Source organism: Fodinibius saliphilus (genome assembly GCF_005869845.1).
GTDB lineage: Bacteria > Bacteroidota > Rhodothermia > Balneolales > Balneolaceae > Fodinibius > Fodinibius saliphilus.
This window is the reverse complement of the sequence record NZ_VAWF01000004.1, coordinates 393,151-409,838: the sequence shown is the minus strand read 5'-3', so window position 1 is coordinate 409,838 and position 16,688 is coordinate 393,151. Positions and strand designations below refer to the sequence as shown.

Genomic DNA, 16,688 nt, shown 5'->3' with positions numbered 1-16,688 from the left:
AAATTTTTTTATATGAATTCACCAAGATGCTTAAATTTATACGATGTCGGATCCGGCAGATAATAATCTACAAAAGCGAGTTGCCAAATTAGAAGAGCGAATTAAGGAACTCGAACACCAACTTGCTACTCTCTAAGAGAGCTTTATAGAAGAGGCTCAAACAGCAAAGACCTCTACAGCTAACCACAGGTCAAACAAGGTTATTTCTGTAGAGAGTAAAAGCAGTAATCGGGATATCGGTAGTTTTGAAATCGGTGAAGAATGGCTTAACCGTATTGGAATAGGATTGTTGCTAATTGGTGTAGCATTTCTATTTAAGTATTCCATTGATCAGGGATGTTTAAATCCACCTATCAGAAGTGCCATTGGATTGGGAGTTGGGATGTTTCTTTTTGTGTTGGTTATATCAAAAGTTTTCGGGATTAGAAGACGGACAGGTATTGGTGACAATAGCTTGGGGAGGCTATGCTATTATCCTGTTGGTGTTAAGCTTTCTGTATTATGGCAAGCGGCTGCGAATTACAGCTATGGCAACTGTTTTTCTGGTTGTCGGGAAACTATTTTAGTTGATCTTTCGAAGTTACAGGCTATATGGCGCATACTATTATTTATCGGCTTTGGTACTATCTTCCTTTTATTGGGATATTATGGTCAGTCGCATTGGCATGATAAGAAGGAGTAGAGATTAATTAGCAATCATTGAAAAATATGTTACATTTTGACCTGCTTCCTTGTGTGGACAAATATTGTTTACTGACCTTATATCAATAATCAATTGGAGAATATAAAAATGAAAAAACTACTTTCTGTTGCAATTATATTAATTATAAGTGTGGCTTGCATGCAATCGCCAGTTGAGGAGGTTGCCAAGACTATTACTAAGCAGAGTCTGATGAAGCCTATTGAGGTGTTGTCTTCCGATGAGTTTCAAGGTCGAAGTACAGGGACCATAGGTGAAAAGAAAACAATAGACTACCTCGTCAAAAAGTTAAAAGAGTATGATATTAAAGGTGGAATGCCTGATGGGAGTTATACGCAAAATGTACCCTTGATTGGGCAGAAGACGGATCAGGATACGCGCATAACGATCAGTAAAAATGGTAATACTATCCATAGTTTTGATTATTACAGTGATTTTATGGCTTGGCCCAGTAACCTGTCAGAAGAGGTATCCGTTGAGGATTCAGAGTTAGTATATGTGGGTTTTGGTATTCAGGCACCAGAAGAGAACTGGGATGATTTTAAAGAAGCAGATGTAAAAGGAAAGGTATTAGTAGTTAAGAATAATGATCCCAGCGATGATCCTGCACTCTTTAAAGGAGATACCAGGCTCTATTATGGCCGGTATGACTACAAGTATGAAAAGGCCCGTGAAATGGGGGCTGCAGGAGTATTAATTATTCATACCACTCCTTCAGCTGGATATGGATGGAGCGTTGTGGCCAACAGCTGGAGTCGAGAACGTTTTTATATGCGTGGTGACAAGTCGCTTAAAGGTTCTAATACAAAGTTTAACGGTTGGTTGACCAAAGAAGCAAGCAAAGCCTTGTTTGCAAGTGCAGGTTTGAAGTTGGAAGAGCAGCTTAAAGCTGCTGAAAGTCGTGATTTTGAACCGGTACCTCTTAATGGATTGTCATTAAACTTAGAGTTGTCTGCTACGTATCGTAAACAAGAAGCTCAAAATGTCCTTGGATTAATAGAAGGAAGTAGTAATGAGTTGAAAGATGAGCACCTTGTTTATACTGCTCACTATGATCACTTAGGTATTACCCAGCCGGTGAAAGGAGATTCTATTAATAATGGTGCTTTGGATAATGCTGCAGGAGTTAGTGCAGTATTAAATATCGCGAGGGGATATAAAAAACTGCAGCCTCAACTAAAGCGTAGCACCTTATTCCTGTTTGTGGGAGCCGAAGAGGTTGGTTTGTTAGGATCAAAGTATTGGGCTCAAAATCCAACGGTACATCCCGGCAAAGTTACAGCGAATATTAATCTTGATGGGATGAACGTTTATGGGAAGACCAAAGATTTGGTGCTTATTGGCTATGGACGAAATAGTGTAAGCGATACAATTGAAGATTTGGCAGAAGAGAATGGTCGAAAAGTGAAGCCAGATCCCCATCCTGACCGAGGATATTTTTATCGATCTGACCACTTTCCCCTAGCGAAAAAGGGTATTCCCGCTATTTTCCCTAACTCGGGAACAGAGTATGTGGATAAACCTGAGGGGTATGCGGAAACTGTGGACAGTTTGCAGAATGCAAATTATCATTCTGTGAATGATGAAATAAATGAGTATTGGGATCTTTCTGGAATGGTACAGGATGTGCAGCTCTTTTTTAATGCGGGATATAGAATTCTAAATGCTGAGGAGATGCAAAGGTGGGATAAAGGGGATGAGTTCAAGCAGATGCGTCTTAAGATGATTGAAGAAGTATCAGTCCAAAAATAATTTTGAAAGATATATCGATGACAATCGTTTGTGGAAAACGAAATAATAATATTTTTAAATGAGGAAAGAACTGATGAGAAAAATTATAAGTATATGTTTTGTAACCGCTGTAGTGTTGATGGGAATAGGGACAGTTCAGGCCCAAAGTGATTCTTCTGACAATGTTAAAATTACTATCACTGAGTTTAGCGATTATCAGTGCCCGGCATGTGGGCAGTACCATCCTATTGTTAAGAAAATAAAGAAAGAGTTTGGCGACCAAGTCGAGCTCAAGTTAAAGCATTATCCCTTAAATATGCATCAATTTGCTGCTCTTGCTGCACGAGCAGTAGAATCTGCCGGTAATCAGGGGATGTTCTATGAGATGCACAATATGCTTTACAATAATCAAAGGTATTGGTCAAATTCTGTTAACCCTGCACCTATATTTGAAGGTTATGCTAAAAAAATAGGCCTTGATATGGAAAAGTTTCGCAATGATTTGAATGCGGCGGAAACCCAAAAAGCTGTTATGCAGGAAAAGGAGGAAGGCAAAAGGCGAGGAGTGAATTCTACTCCTACCTTCTTTATTGAAGGCGAAAAACTGGATCCTCTTCCAAGGTCATATGAGCAGTTTAAGGAAGTGGTTGAAAAATATCTTGCAAAGAAGACAGGTTAAGTAACCGTTTAAAAGCCTTTTATCCCTAAGGCAGGGGCTTGCATTGCATGCGATAAAAGGATAGCTTCACCTACTATTTAGAATTAAGTATTGCTTGTCGTTAGGAGTGCTGTAGGAATGCAGCTGAGATGACATCCTGGCTACCTGATCTGGTTAGTACCAGCGGAGGGAAACGACAAATCATTAGTACTGATTTTTCCTGCCTCTTTCTGGCGGCGAGCAGCATAATAATTTATATGGCTGATTCGCTGACATCCCCAAATATAGGTGACTTGTCTGAAGAGCAGATTATTGCTCTCTTTGCCAATTCATCATCTTCGCCCAATGAGATCGGTATAGGAGATGATAGCTCTGTAACAGAGGGGCCCAGAGGACTTAAGCAGCTTATAAGTACAGACCTTATTGTAGAGCATGTCCATTTTAGACGCCAAGAAATTTCCCCCCGTTTTTTGGGCTACAAAGCACTGGCTATAAATCTCTCCGATATTGCTGCCATGGGTGGTAGGCCTACCGGTTTTTACGTATCCTTGGCTCTGCCCAAAGAGTTATCTGTAAATTGGCTAAGGCAGTTCCGAAATGGATTAGTTGCTCTTGCCCAAGAGTATGACATTTCATTATTGGGAGGCGATACTACTCGTTCACAGAATGACATTATTATAAATATTACAATTATCGGTGTTGGGAAACCGCAGCAGGTAAAGCTGCGCAGCGATGCAGAAGTCGGTGATATTTTATGTGTTACCGGAACTGTGGGAGATTCAGCAGCCGGTTTTGAAATACTATCACATCCAGATCAATATACCCATCTAGCGAAATCAGTGCGCCAGCAGCTATTAGGGCGACATCAGGAACCTGAACCGGAAGTTGAAAAAGGGCAGTGGCTGGCCCAAGAAAAAACGGTACATGCAATGATTGATCTTTCTGATGGGTTGTTAAGAGATGCTTACCACATAGCCCATCAAAGTCACTGTCGTATTAAAATCGCGTTAGAACAGCTTCCATTGTCGCGTGCTTTCAGATCTTTTTATGAAAAGGATGGTACTCATGAACAGGCACAGGAGTTTGCGGTGGTTGGAGGAGAGGATTATAAGCTCCTATTGACAGTAGCCAAAGATGGCGTTAAGGATTTACAAAAGAGGTACAAACAGAATTTTGGCACCATCCTACATCAGATAGGAAGTGTTAGTGAAGGTGATTCTGAGGTTGGAATGTTACGGAGTGGGGCATCGGTAGAAATTAAAGAACAAGAGTTCAAACACTTTAAGGGATCTTAGTTTTATGCAAGATAATTCGAAACAGACGTATGATAAGGTATTGACCATTGCCACCTCTGATAGTGGAGGAGGGGCCGGCGTACAGGCAGATCTTAAGACCATTTCTGCATTGGGATGTTATGGAATGTCCGCTTTTGCTGCTCTTACGGCTCAGAACACACAAGAGGTGCGTGCTATTCATGAGGTGCCGCCCCAGTTTTTAAAAGACCAAATTGATGTGGTGGTAGAGGATTTTGAAGTAGATGCAGTTAAGATAGGAATGTTATTTACCGGAACTCTAATGGAAGTAGTTGCAGATCGCATTAAAAAACATGATCTGAAGAATATTGTGTTAGATCCGGTTATGGTTGCTCAAAGTGGTGCTCAGCTTATACAAGATGAGGCCATCGAAGTAATAAGAGAAGAACTGTTTCCATTAGCAGATCTTATTACTCCAAATATTCCAGAGGCTAAACGATTACTGGGGTGTGATATAAACGGTCATGAGTCGATGAAAAAGGCGGTTCAGGATCTCTTAGAAACCGGTGCTGGGGGAGTACTACTTAAGGGCGGACATTTCGAGAAGCAAGAAAGTATCGATTATTTGGCGATAGCATCAAAAGACCCGGAGCTGCACCAGTTTAAGGCAAAACGCATAGAAACAGATAATACCCACGGCACAGGTTGTACCCTCTCTTCAGCTATTGCTGCGTTCCTGGCAAAGCGATATTCTATGCCTAAAGCTGTTGAACAGGCAAAGCTGTATATCACGCAGGCTATTTCGGCAGGTAGTCAATATGATATTGGGAGAGGCGGTGGCCCGCTACATCATTTTCACCAATTTTGGAACTAGTATCTAAACATAAAGTATTGAAAAGGAATGGAATTTACTGACAAGCTTTGGCAAGAAATTGAACCTATCTATGATCATATATTAGAACTGCCATTTATAAAAGAATTGACGGATGGTACCTTATCGGAAGAGGTATTCACTTTTTACCTGAAGCAGGATACTTTATATCTGTCTGATTATTCACGAGCGCTTTCACTGGCAGGTATTCGGTCGGACAGCAATGAACAAGCTCGTCAGTTCCTGAATTTTGCGACCAATGCTATTGATGTAGAGCGAGAGCTGCATGGCGAGTTTTACGAAAAGTTAGATGCGGGAAGTCCCTTGCAAAAGTCGCCTTCCTGTTTTGCATATACTAATTATTTACTTGCCACGGCAACGATGAGAGATAATGCCATTGCCATAGCAGCGCTACTTCCGTGTTTTTGGATATATCGTGAGGTAGGACTTCATATTTATGAACATGCTGCTCTTGAAAACCCCTATCAAGATTGGATCAATACCTATGCAGGAGAAAAGTTTAATGATAGCGTTGAAAAGGCAATTGCAATAACAAACCGGGTTGCGGAAGAGGAGCCCAATCGCCGCCGAAAGCAGATGATACATGCTTTTGTGCGTTCTTCCCAAATGGAGTGGAAGTTTTGGGACAGTGCATATGAGATGGAACAGTGGCCCCGTCAACCTAAGAATGCTGTTCCGGCATAGGTGAATAAAACGATGAAGAAACGATACAAACTTAAACTTTCTGACATCTTAGTCACCACAGTTATAGCCCTTGTTTTTGGGGTGATTTATAAGTTATGGGGGCCTCTATACTACGCTATAAAGCCGCTTGGTATGCATCTTGAGCAATTGATTTATGGTATGTGGTTTATTGCAGCAACGGTCGCTTTCCTGCTTATTAGAAAACCGGGGGTAGGGTTATTAGCAGAGGTTGCAGCAGCTTCGGGCGAATTTTTTATGGGTTCCGAGTGGGGCTTGGCAGTTTTGTTGTCGGGAGTGGCTCAGGGGCTGGCCTCAGAGATGGTATTTGCCGCGAGAGGATATTGCAAGTATTCTATCGGGGTGGCTGTAGCAGCGGCGGCGGCAGCAACAGCTGGATCTCTTTTGTTGGATTTATTGCAGGGCTACATCGGTGACCTTGCTATATGGAATCTTTCCCTATTGATTCTATTTCGATTGTCTGGTGCCATCATTATTGCCGGCTGGATGGCCCACTGGTTAGTTTCAGCTCTGGAAGATGCCGGTGTAGCCGATCTGGTTCGTCCGGTGGGTACTGCAACGGTAGACTTGAATTAATATATGAAAGCATCTGTATCACATAGCGATACGAAACATTTGGCAGTTCATTTAAAGGACTTGAGGGTACGATTTTCGAGTAGAAATTCGTTGCTGTTTGATGGTTTGTCACTAAGTATCCCAAGGGGAGAAAAAGTGCTGTTGCTAGGGCCTTCAGGTTCAGGAAAGTCTACCCTGCTGAAGGTGATAACAGGGCTTATTCCTGAGGCTATTGAAGAGCCTGTTGAATGGAAAGAGCGAAAGACCTTAGACTCATGGGGCTATGTATTTCAAGATCCCGATTCGCAGTTTTGTATGCCTTATGTAGATGAGGAGATCGCTTTTGTGTTGGAGAACATGGGGGTGCCGACTTTTGATATGGCGCGTGAAATCGATTACTACTTACAGCAAGTTGGATTGGATTTTGCAGAAGCTCATCGGCCTATTTCATCCTTATCGCAGGGGCAGAAACAACGACTGGCATTGGCTTCAGCTCTGGCCCTAGAACCGGATACGCTGGTACTGGATGAGCCTACTGCCTTACTGGATCCGGAAGGGACATCTGAGATTTGGCAGCATGTACGTACGTTAGGTCGTGATAAAACATTGTTAATAGTTGAGCATAAAATTGAAGAGATTATCGAATTTGTAGACCGGGTTTTGGTACTGGATCAAGAAGGAGCTTTGGTAGTTGATGGTTCTCCAGAGGAGGTACAACAGAATCATCGCTCGTTACTGGATAGATATGGAATCTGGCATGCAGAGAGCTGGGGTGTTCATGATCAGGGATATCAAATAGAGGTAGAATCTAATACCAATTTCCCAAATGATTCTGAACCCCCATTGCTCGATATCAAACATCTCAAAGGATTTTATAATGAGAAAACTTGTATTACCATGCCCAACGTTCAGGTTCAGGAGGGAGAATGGATTACTATTACCGGTCCTAATGGCGCAGGCAAGAGTTCGTTGTTGATGGCTTTGATGAAATTAATCACTACAAAGGGATCAGCCCAATTGCAGGGCCAGCATATTAGTGATACTACAGAATTGGCATCAGAGATCGGTTTTATTTTTCAAAATCCGGAGCTGCAGTTTGTTGCTCAAAGTGTATATGAGGAGGTAGCTTTTACGTTGCGGAAAGAGCAGCTCCCAGATCAACAAATAGGTATAAAGGTAGAGCATATCTTAAAGCAGTTTAGCCTAAAGGCATTGGCTGATGAAAATCCCTACCGGTTATCTACAGGTCAACAACGTCGTCTTAGTGTAGCATCCGTATTGGTCGCAGATCGCAAATTGTTATTGCTAGATGAGCCTACGTTCGGGCAGGATGCAGGCAATACTTTTACTATTCTCAAGGAACTGGAGAGGTATCGTAAACAAGGTGCGTCGCTGTTAATGGTTACTCATGAACCACATATTATACAGAGGTACGCCACGCGTGTTTGGGAGATTGAAGATGGGGAGCTACAGGCTGATTATGTTGGGAATCGCTTTCAAGAAATAGAGGGTAAAAGCCATGCTGTATAAAGAAAAGTACTCGTCGTGGATTTCTCGTATCAACCCATCGCTAAAACTAGTACTTATGATGGGTGGAATTCTTGTGATACTCTTTATCCACAATATTAATGTTATGATACCTCTGGTAGTAGGATTCGCCGGAATGCTGCTATTGGGGACGGGACAGCCAAAAGGAAAGGTACTACTGTTTGTGCTACCTTTACTGTTTATATTTTTTTCAACGGGGGCTTCGATGATCCTCTTCGGAAAGGGAGATACGGTATGGTGGCAATGGGGGCCGGCGGTGATAACCCGGGAAAGTTTTTATAGAGGTGTACATATTGGATTCCGTGCCCTCAGTTTTGGGTTAATTGGGTTGCTTTTCGCCCTTACAACCCGACCGGTCTTACTGTTCTATTCTATGATGCAGCAGTTGAGGTTGCCTCCGCGATATGCATATGGCTTTATGGCATCATTGCGTTTATTGCCTCTTATTTATGAAGAGTTTAAGACATTACAAAAAGCCTATAAGGTGAGAGGCGTTAGGTCAAAAAGAGGATTGAATGGGTGGTGGCAGAGAATTCGACGATATGCTATTCCACTACTGGCCCAGAGCATCAGAAGAGCACAGCGTATCGCTGTTGCTATGGAAGCACGTCGTTTTAATAATAGTGTACAGCGAACATATTATTATCAGCCCGGTTTTTCGTCCGCAGATGGACTCATGGTTATTTGGTGGGTTGGTATTTTCGTGGGGGCATGGACCGTAGGCGTACAATGGCCGCTATTTGAAATAACAGATGTACGTTTTAACAGTTAATAAAAATGATTATGAGTAAAAAGACAGAACATATAGCAATTATCGGCGGTGGTATCATCGGTCTGGGTATCGGTTGGCAGCTAGTACGCCGCGGTGCAAAGGTTACAATTTATGAGAAAGGAGAAATAGGAAAAGAGGCCAGTTGGGTGGCAGGCGGTATGTTAGCACCCTATGCTGAGGTGAGTTTTGAAGAGATCAAGCTTATGCGGTTTGGTGAACAGAGCTTGAATATGTATCCCCGTTTGTTGGATGAACTTTCTGAGGATACAGAAAATGTACCTGTCCTTGATTCCTGTGGTACCCTGATGGCCGGCATCGATCGCGATGATACAGAGAAGCTCAAGCGTTTGTGTGAATTTAGAAAAGAGTTGAAACTGGATGTGAAAATGGTAACCGGCACGGAAGCCCGGGAGCGGGAACCATTGTTGTCACCCAATGTGGTGTCAGGATTGTGGCTGCCTGATGATGCCCAGATTGATAATAGAAAGTTGTTAAAGGCGATGAAAAAAGCTTTTGAAAAGATGGGTGGTATGGTCAAAGACCATACAAAAGTTGAGGAAGTTGAAATTAAAGGAGAGGCCGTGATGAGCGTTATTTCGGAAGAGGAGACCTATGCTGCTGATCGGGTTGTTGTAGCAGCCGGTTGTTGGTCGCAACAACTCGCTGGTATTCCTGGTCAGCAGTTACCTCCCATTAGACCGGAAAAAGGACAGATTATAACGATGGAAAAAACGGATGACTGTCAGCTCAAAGGTATTATTAGATCCCCGCGGATGTATCTGGTACCAAAAGAAGATGGAACACTTCGTCTTGGAGCAACAGCCGAAGAGCAAGGGTTCGATAAGCGGCCTACTGCCGGCGCGCAGAAAGAGTTGTTAGAGCATGCCTGGGAGATGGTACCGGCTATTTATGAGCTACCATTGGTAGAAACAGTTGCAGGTCTGCGTCCCGCCGGTAAAGATCACCGACCCATTATAGGAGAAAGTGATATATCGGGATTATATTATGCGACGGGGCACTACCGGCATGGAATTATGTTAATGCCGCTAACCGTTTATGCTTTGGTTGATGAAATATTGGATGAAGAGGTATCGGATTGGCTTGCCCCTTTCCGTCCACAACGATTTAATGCAAATTAGTGGAGATATTGTGATGAAATTAACAGTAAATGGAGAACAGGAAAAGACGGAAGTAGAGACATTACAAAAATTACTTCAGTCTTTTGATATTAAACACAGTGAAAAAGGGGTTGCCGTTGCTGTAAACAGTACAGTCATCGCACGAGAGCAGTGGCAGAACTATCAGCTAAACGACGGTGACAAGGTTGAAATAATTCGGGCTACTCAAGGCGGATAAATCTAAAAGGAATATGGTTTTATGAGTTCATTACAAATTGCTGACCGAAAATTTGATTCTCGATTAATTGTGGGTAGTGGTCGATTTCCTGATCCTGAGACAATGCGGGGAGCTTTGCGGGCCAGCGGTACCGAAATGGTGACCGTGGCTTTGCGACGTGCTAATTTAAATACCGATGAGGGTGAAAATATTCTTAAGTACCTCCAGAATGACGGCTACTTTTTGTTACCCAATACGGCGGGATGTTATACCGCCGAAGAAGCTATTACTACCGCCAAACTCGGACGCGAAGCCCTGGACACCAACTGGGTAAAACTGGAAGTTATTGGTGACGATGAAACCCTTTTCCCCGATGTGCCGGAACTGTTAAAAGCTGCCGAAAAACTCATTCTTGAAGGTTTTGTAGTACTGCCCTACGCCAATGATGATCCTATTACCTGCCGTAAATTAGCGGATATGGGATGTGCCGCCGTAATGCCGTTGGGAGCCCCTATTGGTTCGGGGATGGGGATCCGAAACCCTTATAATTTGCGTATTATTAAAGACTTGGTGGATGTTCCGGTTATTGTGGATGCGGGAGTTGGAACGGCTTCGGATGCAGCTATTGCTATGGAGCTGGGAATGGACGCGGTATTGATGAACTCCGCAATATCTCAGGCTAAGCATCCGGTAATGATGGCGGAAGCGATGAAGAAAAGCGTTGAGGCCGGGCGCCTGGCCCTAGAGTCGGGACGTATGCCAAAGAGGTTGTATGCCAAAGCTTCAAGCCCGGAAGAAGGGCTAATTGAGGTGGATCGTGAAGAAAAATAGTATCAGTTTTCGTTATTATTTGATCACAGATCGTAAAGCTTCCGACAAACGATCTCTCTTAGAAACGGTGGAGCTTGCTTGTAAGGCCGGAGTACGGGCTGTTCAGTTGCGAGAAAAAGATATGACTGATGAATCGCTTGTTGCCTTAGGTAAACAGATCAGAAGTATCACCAATGAGTACAATGCCAGACTGTTTGTTAATCGTCGCGCTGATATAGCGCAGTTGCTGAATGCTGATGGGGTACATAGTCCTGAGAATGGGATTCCTTCCATGGCTATAAAAAGAAGTTGGCCTGAACTTACGGTAGGAGCGAGTATTCATTCTGAGAAGGCAGCTAAGCGTGCGGAAGAGGACGGGGCAGATTTCCTGCTTTTTGGGCCGGTGTATTATACAGTATCAAAGGCAAAATACGGCGAGCCGCAAGGAGTTGATAGGTTAAAGGAGGTCGCCGAAAAGTCCTCGGTTCCGGTTTTTGCTGTAGGAGGGATAACACCTGAAAAAACTGCCTCTTGTTTGCAGGCAGGTGCTTTTGGACTAGCAGGTATTTCTGCAATAATGAAAGCTGGTAACGTAGGTCAACAGGTACATAGTTTTAAAAAGCATCTCGGAAAGCTCTAAAGAAAATGATCAGAAATGAGAAAGCAGATATTGCAAGGAGTATATTTAATAACGGATACAGAAGGGCAGGATCGCTATTCCCATATTGAATTGGCAGATGCCGCTTACCGGTCCGGAGTTCAGATGGTACAGTATCGTGCTAAGGATCGGTCAGACCGAAAGGCACTGGCTGAGATTCGGGAAATTGCAGATCTCAAAAGTAAAGGAGATCAGCTGTTGATCGTAAATGATCGCCCCGATCTTGCGAAGATAGGTGGCGCGGATGGAGTACATCTGGGGCAGGATGATCTTCCTATTTCGGCAGCGAAGCAGCTTCTGGGGGAGGAAGCTATCGTAGGCGGGACTTCGGCAAATTTGGATGAGGCCCGGCAGGTTGAAAAGGCGGGTGCCGATTATGTGGCGTTGGGACACATTTTTGCGACATCCACAAAAGAGAAAAAGTATGCCCCCCGTGGATTGAATACTTTAGCTAGGGTGCGCCAAGAGATCCACTCTCCCTTGGTAGCTATAGGGGGCATAACGCTGGAAAATGCTCCACAAGTGATTGATGCTGGGGCAGATGTAATTGCAGTGAGTTCAGCAATATGTCAGGCAGAAAACCCCCAGCAAACAGCAGCCGGGCTAGTGGGTTTGTTTCAATAGCAAGGGGCACGTCTTTTACCTATCTTTGGCATGAAAATATTTGATTAAAAAGAGGTATCTATGGTTTACGAATTTCTTAATAAAAAGCCACAATTTCCTGAGTCATCTTTTGTAGCCCCCAGTGCAGATGTAATTGGTGATATCACCTTTGGGGAGGAGAGCAGTGCTTGGTTTAACGTTACTATTCGTGGGGATGTTAACTGGATTGAAATTGGAGATCGAACAAATGTGCAGGATAACAGTTGTATCCATGTGATGAATAAAACCGGACCAACAAAGATTGGCAATGAGGTCACTATTGGTCATAACGCGATGATTCACGGCTGTACCATTCACGATCGAGCACTTATCGGTATCCATGCTACTATTTTGGATGAAGTAGTGGTAGAATCGGATGTTATTGTAGCAGCAGGAAGCTTAGTTCCGCCAGGCAAAAGATTGGAATCGGGATATATGTATATGGGCAGTCCAGCAAAAAAGGTCCGTGAACTTACTGAGGAGGAGATTGCCTCTATTAAAGAGCATGCTGATAACTATGTGAGATATGCCCGCACTTATATGCAAAAAGATACCTACGAGGAGAACCCTTTTTATGATGATGATCGGGAGTAGGTATTTAATAAGGTAGAGAATGACAGCTATTTGGTAATAGCCAACGTTGTTAGTATTCATATATGTAATTCTTCATCCTCAATTCGAAAGACACTTTGTCTGGAATCTATCTTCATATCCCGTTTTGTAAGCAAGCATGCTCGTACTGTGACTTTTATTTTGTAACGCGAACATCTGAGCGGGAGCATTTTGTACAGCAGTTATTAAAAGAGATTTATTCTTATGCTGATACCCAAAATGCAGAAGAGACGGTAAAGACAATCTATTTCGGGGGTGGTACTCCTTCGTTGCTTGAACCCCGGCAGGTAGAGAAGATTTTAGAAGCGCTTGAACAGATCTTCCAAGTTGATAGCCGTGAAATTACTTTTGAGATGAATCCCGATGATGTCACGGAACCTTTTTTGGCTGATTTGCGAAACCTGGGGGTGAGTCGGGCGAGTATGGGCGTACAGAGTTTTGATCCCGAGTTGTTGAAATTTATGCATCGTGCCCACTCAAGTGAAGAAGCTCTTCATTGCCTGGAGCTGTTAAGTAATTCTCCGTTTGAATCGTACACGGTAGACCTTATTTACGGGAATCCCAATCAGTCAAATGAGCAGCTCGAAACCGATCTTAATAAGCTTCTTCCGTTTAATCCGCCTCATGTTTCAGCCTACTCTCTAACGATTGAGCCCCGAACCCGGCTTGGAAAGCAGGTAGAGCTGGGACGCATTGCGCCTCCTGAAGATGATAAAGTAGCTACCCATTTTGATATTGTTAATAAGCGGCTTTCTGAACATGGAATAAAACGATATGAGGTAAGTAATTATAGCCGTCCGGGTTGTGAGGCTCATCATAATAGTAGTTACTGGGAACACGAAAACTATCTGGGGCTGGGGCCGGGCGCACATTCTTTTTGGTGGGGTGAAAAAGCCTATCGATGGAAAAATGAAGCTGACCTTCGCAGCTATTTGCGTGATGAGGATAGCAAAGAGAAAGAGCAGCTTTCCCTTCAGCAATTGGCAGAAGAGCGTTTAATGATGGGGCTTAGAACTCGTTTGGGTGTTGGTGTCAAAGAATTAGAAAAAAAATATGATTATATCTTAACAGATCGCCAGCAACAATATTTAGTCAAGCGACAACAAGAGGGGAAGTTAAAGGTAGATAACAGGATTAAACTAACTGATAAAGGTATAAAAATAGCTGATGCTATCATTCTTGATTTGGTGACTCTGTATTGATTGCTTTTCTTTATCAAATGGAACAACTTATGATCGTCATTGCCAGCTACAAACTTAACTGACCACAGACCCATGGACGCAAGCCTAAAAGCCTTTATGAAAGGTATTATCGATTATGCCGGTCTCTTTCCCCCGGCAGACCTTTCACTGGATACTGCTATTCGAAAATATAGTATGTATCGTAAGATTGATGACTCTTGGATGTTATCCCGATTTATAATGCCGGGCTGGCAACTTGATGAGCTCAAGCCGTATGGAGAGGAGCTTTTTCAAGAAGGAGAACCTTTTGCTTTTTCTGTGTTAGGGAAAGGTACCGAAACAGTATCTGACTATCAGGAGCATTTGGAAGAGCTTATTGACGTTCTGCAGCGGTTTCATGCAACTCACGGCGACCGGGTTACAACAGATATTCTGGAGATTAAATTACCGCGTGAGGCTGTGTTTGCTTATGATGACAAGTTGTTGGCAGAGATCTATACAGAAACTTTAGAACGGATGGATAGTTCTGCTTCGACACCTAACGAAATTTTCTTTGAGGGCTATTTTGATAAAAATTGGAAAAAGGAGGTAGGGTTAGCCATTGAAATGCTCCATAGTGTTAATGCAGATTTTGATGGGGCTAATGTTAAACAGGGCGCCTTTAAACTACGTTGTGGTGGGGTAAAAGCAGATATGTTCCCTTCGGTAGAACAGGTGGCTTTTGCACTTAATAAGGTTCGTGAGCAGAATATAGCGATTAAATGTACAGCGGGTTTGCACCATCCTATTCGTCATTACGCCGATTCTGTAAATACAAAAATGCATGGATTCTTAAATGTTTTTGGCGGGGCTATGCTAAGTTACGCTCATGATCTTTCAAATAACCAGCTCGAAGAAATTATTCGAGATGAAGATCCCGATCGCTTTAGCTTTGATGATGAAGGATTTTATTGGAACGATTTAAAGGTATCTACCAAAGAGATTGCGGAGCTTCGTGATGTGGCTCTGATCTCTTACGGGAGCTGTAGTTTTGATGAACCACGTGAAGATTTAGAGCAGCTTGGCCTTATGTGATGTTCGAGATAACAAGGGAGGTTAATCTTTTTTATATCTATTATGATTGTAACCAATTGATAACTCAAAATTTTTAATTCAATATTACAAAGATGCATCCAACAAACGATCCTAATTTAGACTCATTTATTGATGTAGATGACAAATCTCATTTCCCAATTCAAAATTTACCATACGGTTTGGCTCGTCCCAAAGGGGGCGGTGAAGTATTTTTATGCTCTGCTATTGGCGAATATGTAGTGAATTTGGCGGCATTAGAAGATGCCGGACTTTTTGACGGTCCAGAGCTTAGTGGTAAAAGAGTATTTCAGGAATCTACCCTTAATGCTTTCATGGATTTAGGGCATAAAGCATGGACTGAAGCACGTACCTATCTGAGCAAATTGTTAAGAGCTGATGAAGCTACATTGCGTGATGATGAGTCGCTACGACAGCTGGTATTTACCCCTATGGAGAAGGTAGAGATGTTACTGCCTATGGAGATAGGTGATTATACCGACTTTTATTCCTCTGAGCCGCACGCTACTAATGTGGGCAGTATGTTTCGTGATCCCGAAAATGCTTTAAAGCCCAATTGGAAACATCTGCCGGTAGGTTATCACGGGCGGGCCAGTTCTATCGTAATAAGTGGTACAGATGTACACCGTCCCCAGGGACAGATTCTACCGCCCGACAGTGATGATACTCCTATTTTCAGTGCTTGTAAGCTTTGTGATTTTGAACTGGAGATGGGTTTTGTAGCCGGCAAGGGAAATGAGCTCGGAGATCCTATTCCCGTTAATAAAGCCGATGAGCACATTTTTGGTTTAATGTTAGTGAACGATTGGAGCGCCCGCGATATTCAGAAATGGGAATATCAGCCGTTAGGACCGTTCCTGGCTAAAAACTGGGCAACCTCGGTGTCTCCGTGGATTGTGTCGCTGACCGCACTGGAGCCGTTTCGTATAGAAGGACCTGATCAAGATCCGGACCCTCTTCCCTATCTGCAGTCAGAAGGAAATTGGACGTTTGATATTAATCTGGATGTCTTTCTGCAGGGTGAAAATATGGATGCTCCGCATAAGATCTGTGCCTCCAATGCCAAGAATTTATATTGGAATGTAGCGCAACAGTTAGCTCATCAGACAATTACCGGTTGTAATGTTAAGGCCGGAGATCTCTATGCATCAGGAACTATCAGCGGCAAAGAAGAAAGCTCCTACGGTAGTATGCTGGAACTTAGCTGGAAAGGAACTGATCCGGTTGAGTTACCGAATGGTGAGGAGCGGACCTTCCTGGAAAATGGAGATGAGGTTACCATGACTGGATATGCTGATACTGATGATTATCGTATCGGTTTTGGTGAAGTCACTGGAAAGGTATTACCTCCTAAAGATTTAGGTTTGTAATTACAGAAATAATACAACGTTAGTGAATGGCGAGGAGTGTGTGCTACACTTCTCGCTTTTTTATTTTAACAGCAAAGGATCTGGGAGTGTAAGTAGGCAGGTGATAGATCGAAAAGAGCAGACGGGAATGGTTATTTCATACTGTCTTCTAAAAAGAAAGATGAAGGTTTAATGAAA

General features: G+C 43.0%; 18 protein-coding genes and 1 riboswitch. All 18 genes read left to right on the top strand.

Annotation, left to right across the window (positions count from 1 at the left end; genetic code table 11):
• Nucleotides 1–145 precede the first annotated feature (145 nt).
• The 18 genes from FCN14_RS14755 to fahA all read left to right on the top strand — a co-directional run bounded on the left by FCN14_RS14755 (nt 146) and on the right by fahA (nt 16,511).
• Entirely contained in the window at nt 146–682 is a 537-nt protein-coding gene (locus tag FCN14_RS14755) for a DUF2339 domain-containing protein (RefSeq protein WP_138432056.1), read from the top strand.
• A gap of 108 nt (nt 683–790) precedes the next feature.
• On the top strand, nt 791–2,452 hold the full coding sequence (locus FCN14_RS14750) for a M28 family peptidase (RefSeq protein WP_138432055.1): 1,662 nt from the start codon (nt 791–793) through the stop codon (nt 2,450–2,452).
• Nucleotides 2,453–2,525: 73 nt separating this feature from the next.
• Nucleotides 2,526–3,110 (top strand): DsbA family protein, encoded by a 585-nt coding sequence (locus FCN14_RS14745; RefSeq protein WP_171032954.1) that lies wholly within the window; start codon nt 2,526–2,528, stop codon nt 3,108–3,110.
• A 92-nt stretch (nt 3,111–3,202) separates the two neighbouring features.
• A riboswitch (TPP riboswitch) is annotated at nt 3,203–3,298 on the top strand.
• 48 nt (nt 3,299–3,346) lie between these two features.
• The gene (gene thiL / locus FCN14_RS14740) at nt 3,347–4,384 is read left to right on the top strand and encodes a thiamine-phosphate kinase (protein WP_138432053.1); all 1,038 of its coding nucleotides are present in this window, start codon (nt 3,347–3,349) and stop codon (nt 4,382–4,384) included.
• A gap of 4 nt (nt 4,385–4,388) precedes the next feature.
• On the top strand, nt 4,389–5,216 hold the full coding sequence (gene thiD / locus FCN14_RS14735; RefSeq protein WP_138432052.1) for a bifunctional hydroxymethylpyrimidine kinase/phosphomethylpyrimidine kinase: 828 nt from the start codon (nt 4,389–4,391) through the stop codon (nt 5,214–5,216).
• 27 nt (nt 5,217–5,243) lie between these two features.
• On the top strand, nt 5,244–5,918 hold the full coding sequence (gene tenA, locus FCN14_RS14730; protein ID WP_138432051.1) for a thiaminase II: 675 nt from the start codon (nt 5,244–5,246) through the stop codon (nt 5,916–5,918).
• Nucleotides 5,919–5,930: 12 nt separating this feature from the next.
• Nucleotides 5,931–6,512, top strand: a complete 582-nt coding sequence (locus FCN14_RS14725; RefSeq protein WP_138432050.1) for an ECF transporter S component — start codon at nt 5,931–5,933, stop codon at nt 6,510–6,512.
• A gap of 3 nt (nt 6,513–6,515) precedes the next feature.
• Nucleotides 6,516–8,021, top strand: a complete 1,506-nt coding sequence (locus FCN14_RS14720; RefSeq protein ID WP_138432049.1) for an ABC transporter ATP-binding protein — start codon at nt 6,516–6,518, stop codon at nt 8,019–8,021.
• Nucleotides 8,011–8,811: an energy-coupling factor transporter transmembrane component T family protein gene (locus FCN14_RS14715; protein WP_138432048.1), complete on the top strand. Its 801-nt coding sequence runs from the start codon at nt 8,011–8,013 to the stop codon at nt 8,809–8,811. The genes FCN14_RS14720 and FCN14_RS14715 overlap by 11 nt, the downstream gene beginning before the upstream one ends.
• A gap of 11 nt (nt 8,812–8,822) precedes the next feature.
• Nucleotides 8,823–9,950 carry a glycine oxidase ThiO gene (gene thiO / locus FCN14_RS14710; protein WP_171032953.1) on the top strand — a complete coding sequence of 376 codons (1,128 nt, stop codon included), beginning with the start codon at nt 8,823–8,825 and terminating at the stop codon, nt 9,948–9,950.
• A 13-nt stretch (nt 9,951–9,963) separates the two neighbouring features.
• Complete coding sequence (gene thiS, locus FCN14_RS14705; RefSeq protein WP_171032952.1) at nt 9,964–10,167, top strand: sulfur carrier protein ThiS; 204 nt, start codon at nt 9,964–9,966, stop codon at nt 10,165–10,167.
• A 21-nt stretch (nt 10,168–10,188) separates the two neighbouring features.
• The gene (locus FCN14_RS14700) at nt 10,189–10,977 is read left to right on the top strand and encodes a thiazole synthase (protein ID WP_138432045.1); all 789 of its coding nucleotides are present in this window, start codon (nt 10,189–10,191) and stop codon (nt 10,975–10,977) included.
• Nucleotides 10,964–11,596 (top strand): thiamine phosphate synthase, encoded by a 633-nt coding sequence (gene thiE / locus FCN14_RS14695; protein ID WP_171032951.1) that lies wholly within the window; start codon nt 10,964–10,966, stop codon nt 11,594–11,596. Before FCN14_RS14700 ends, thiE (FCN14_RS14695) begins: the two co-directional genes overlap by 14 nt.
• 15 nt (nt 11,597–11,611) lie before the next feature.
• On the top strand, nt 11,612–12,238 hold the full coding sequence (gene thiE / locus FCN14_RS14690) for a thiamine phosphate synthase (RefSeq protein WP_138432043.1): 627 nt from the start codon (nt 11,612–11,614) through the stop codon (nt 12,236–12,238).
• A gap of 60 nt (nt 12,239–12,298) precedes the next feature.
• Nucleotides 12,299–12,850, top strand: coding sequence for a gamma carbonic anhydrase family protein (locus tag FCN14_RS14685; RefSeq protein WP_138432042.1), 552 nt, complete (start codon nt 12,299–12,301; stop codon nt 12,848–12,850).
• A gap of 95 nt (nt 12,851–12,945) precedes the next feature.
• A complete protein-coding gene (gene hemW / locus FCN14_RS14680) occupies nt 12,946–14,070 on the top strand; it encodes a radical SAM family heme chaperone HemW (protein WP_138432041.1) in 1,125 nt (374 codons plus the stop codon).
• A gap of 72 nt (nt 14,071–14,142) precedes the next feature.
• On the top strand, nt 14,143–15,123 hold the full coding sequence (locus FCN14_RS14675) for a hypothetical protein (protein WP_138432040.1): 981 nt from the start codon (nt 14,143–14,145) through the stop codon (nt 15,121–15,123).
• A gap of 92 nt (nt 15,124–15,215) precedes the next feature.
• On the top strand, nt 15,216–16,511 hold the full coding sequence (gene fahA / locus FCN14_RS14670) for a fumarylacetoacetase (RefSeq protein ID WP_171032950.1): 1,296 nt from the start codon (nt 15,216–15,218) through the stop codon (nt 16,509–16,511).
• Nucleotides 16,512–16,688: the final 177 nt, after the last annotated feature.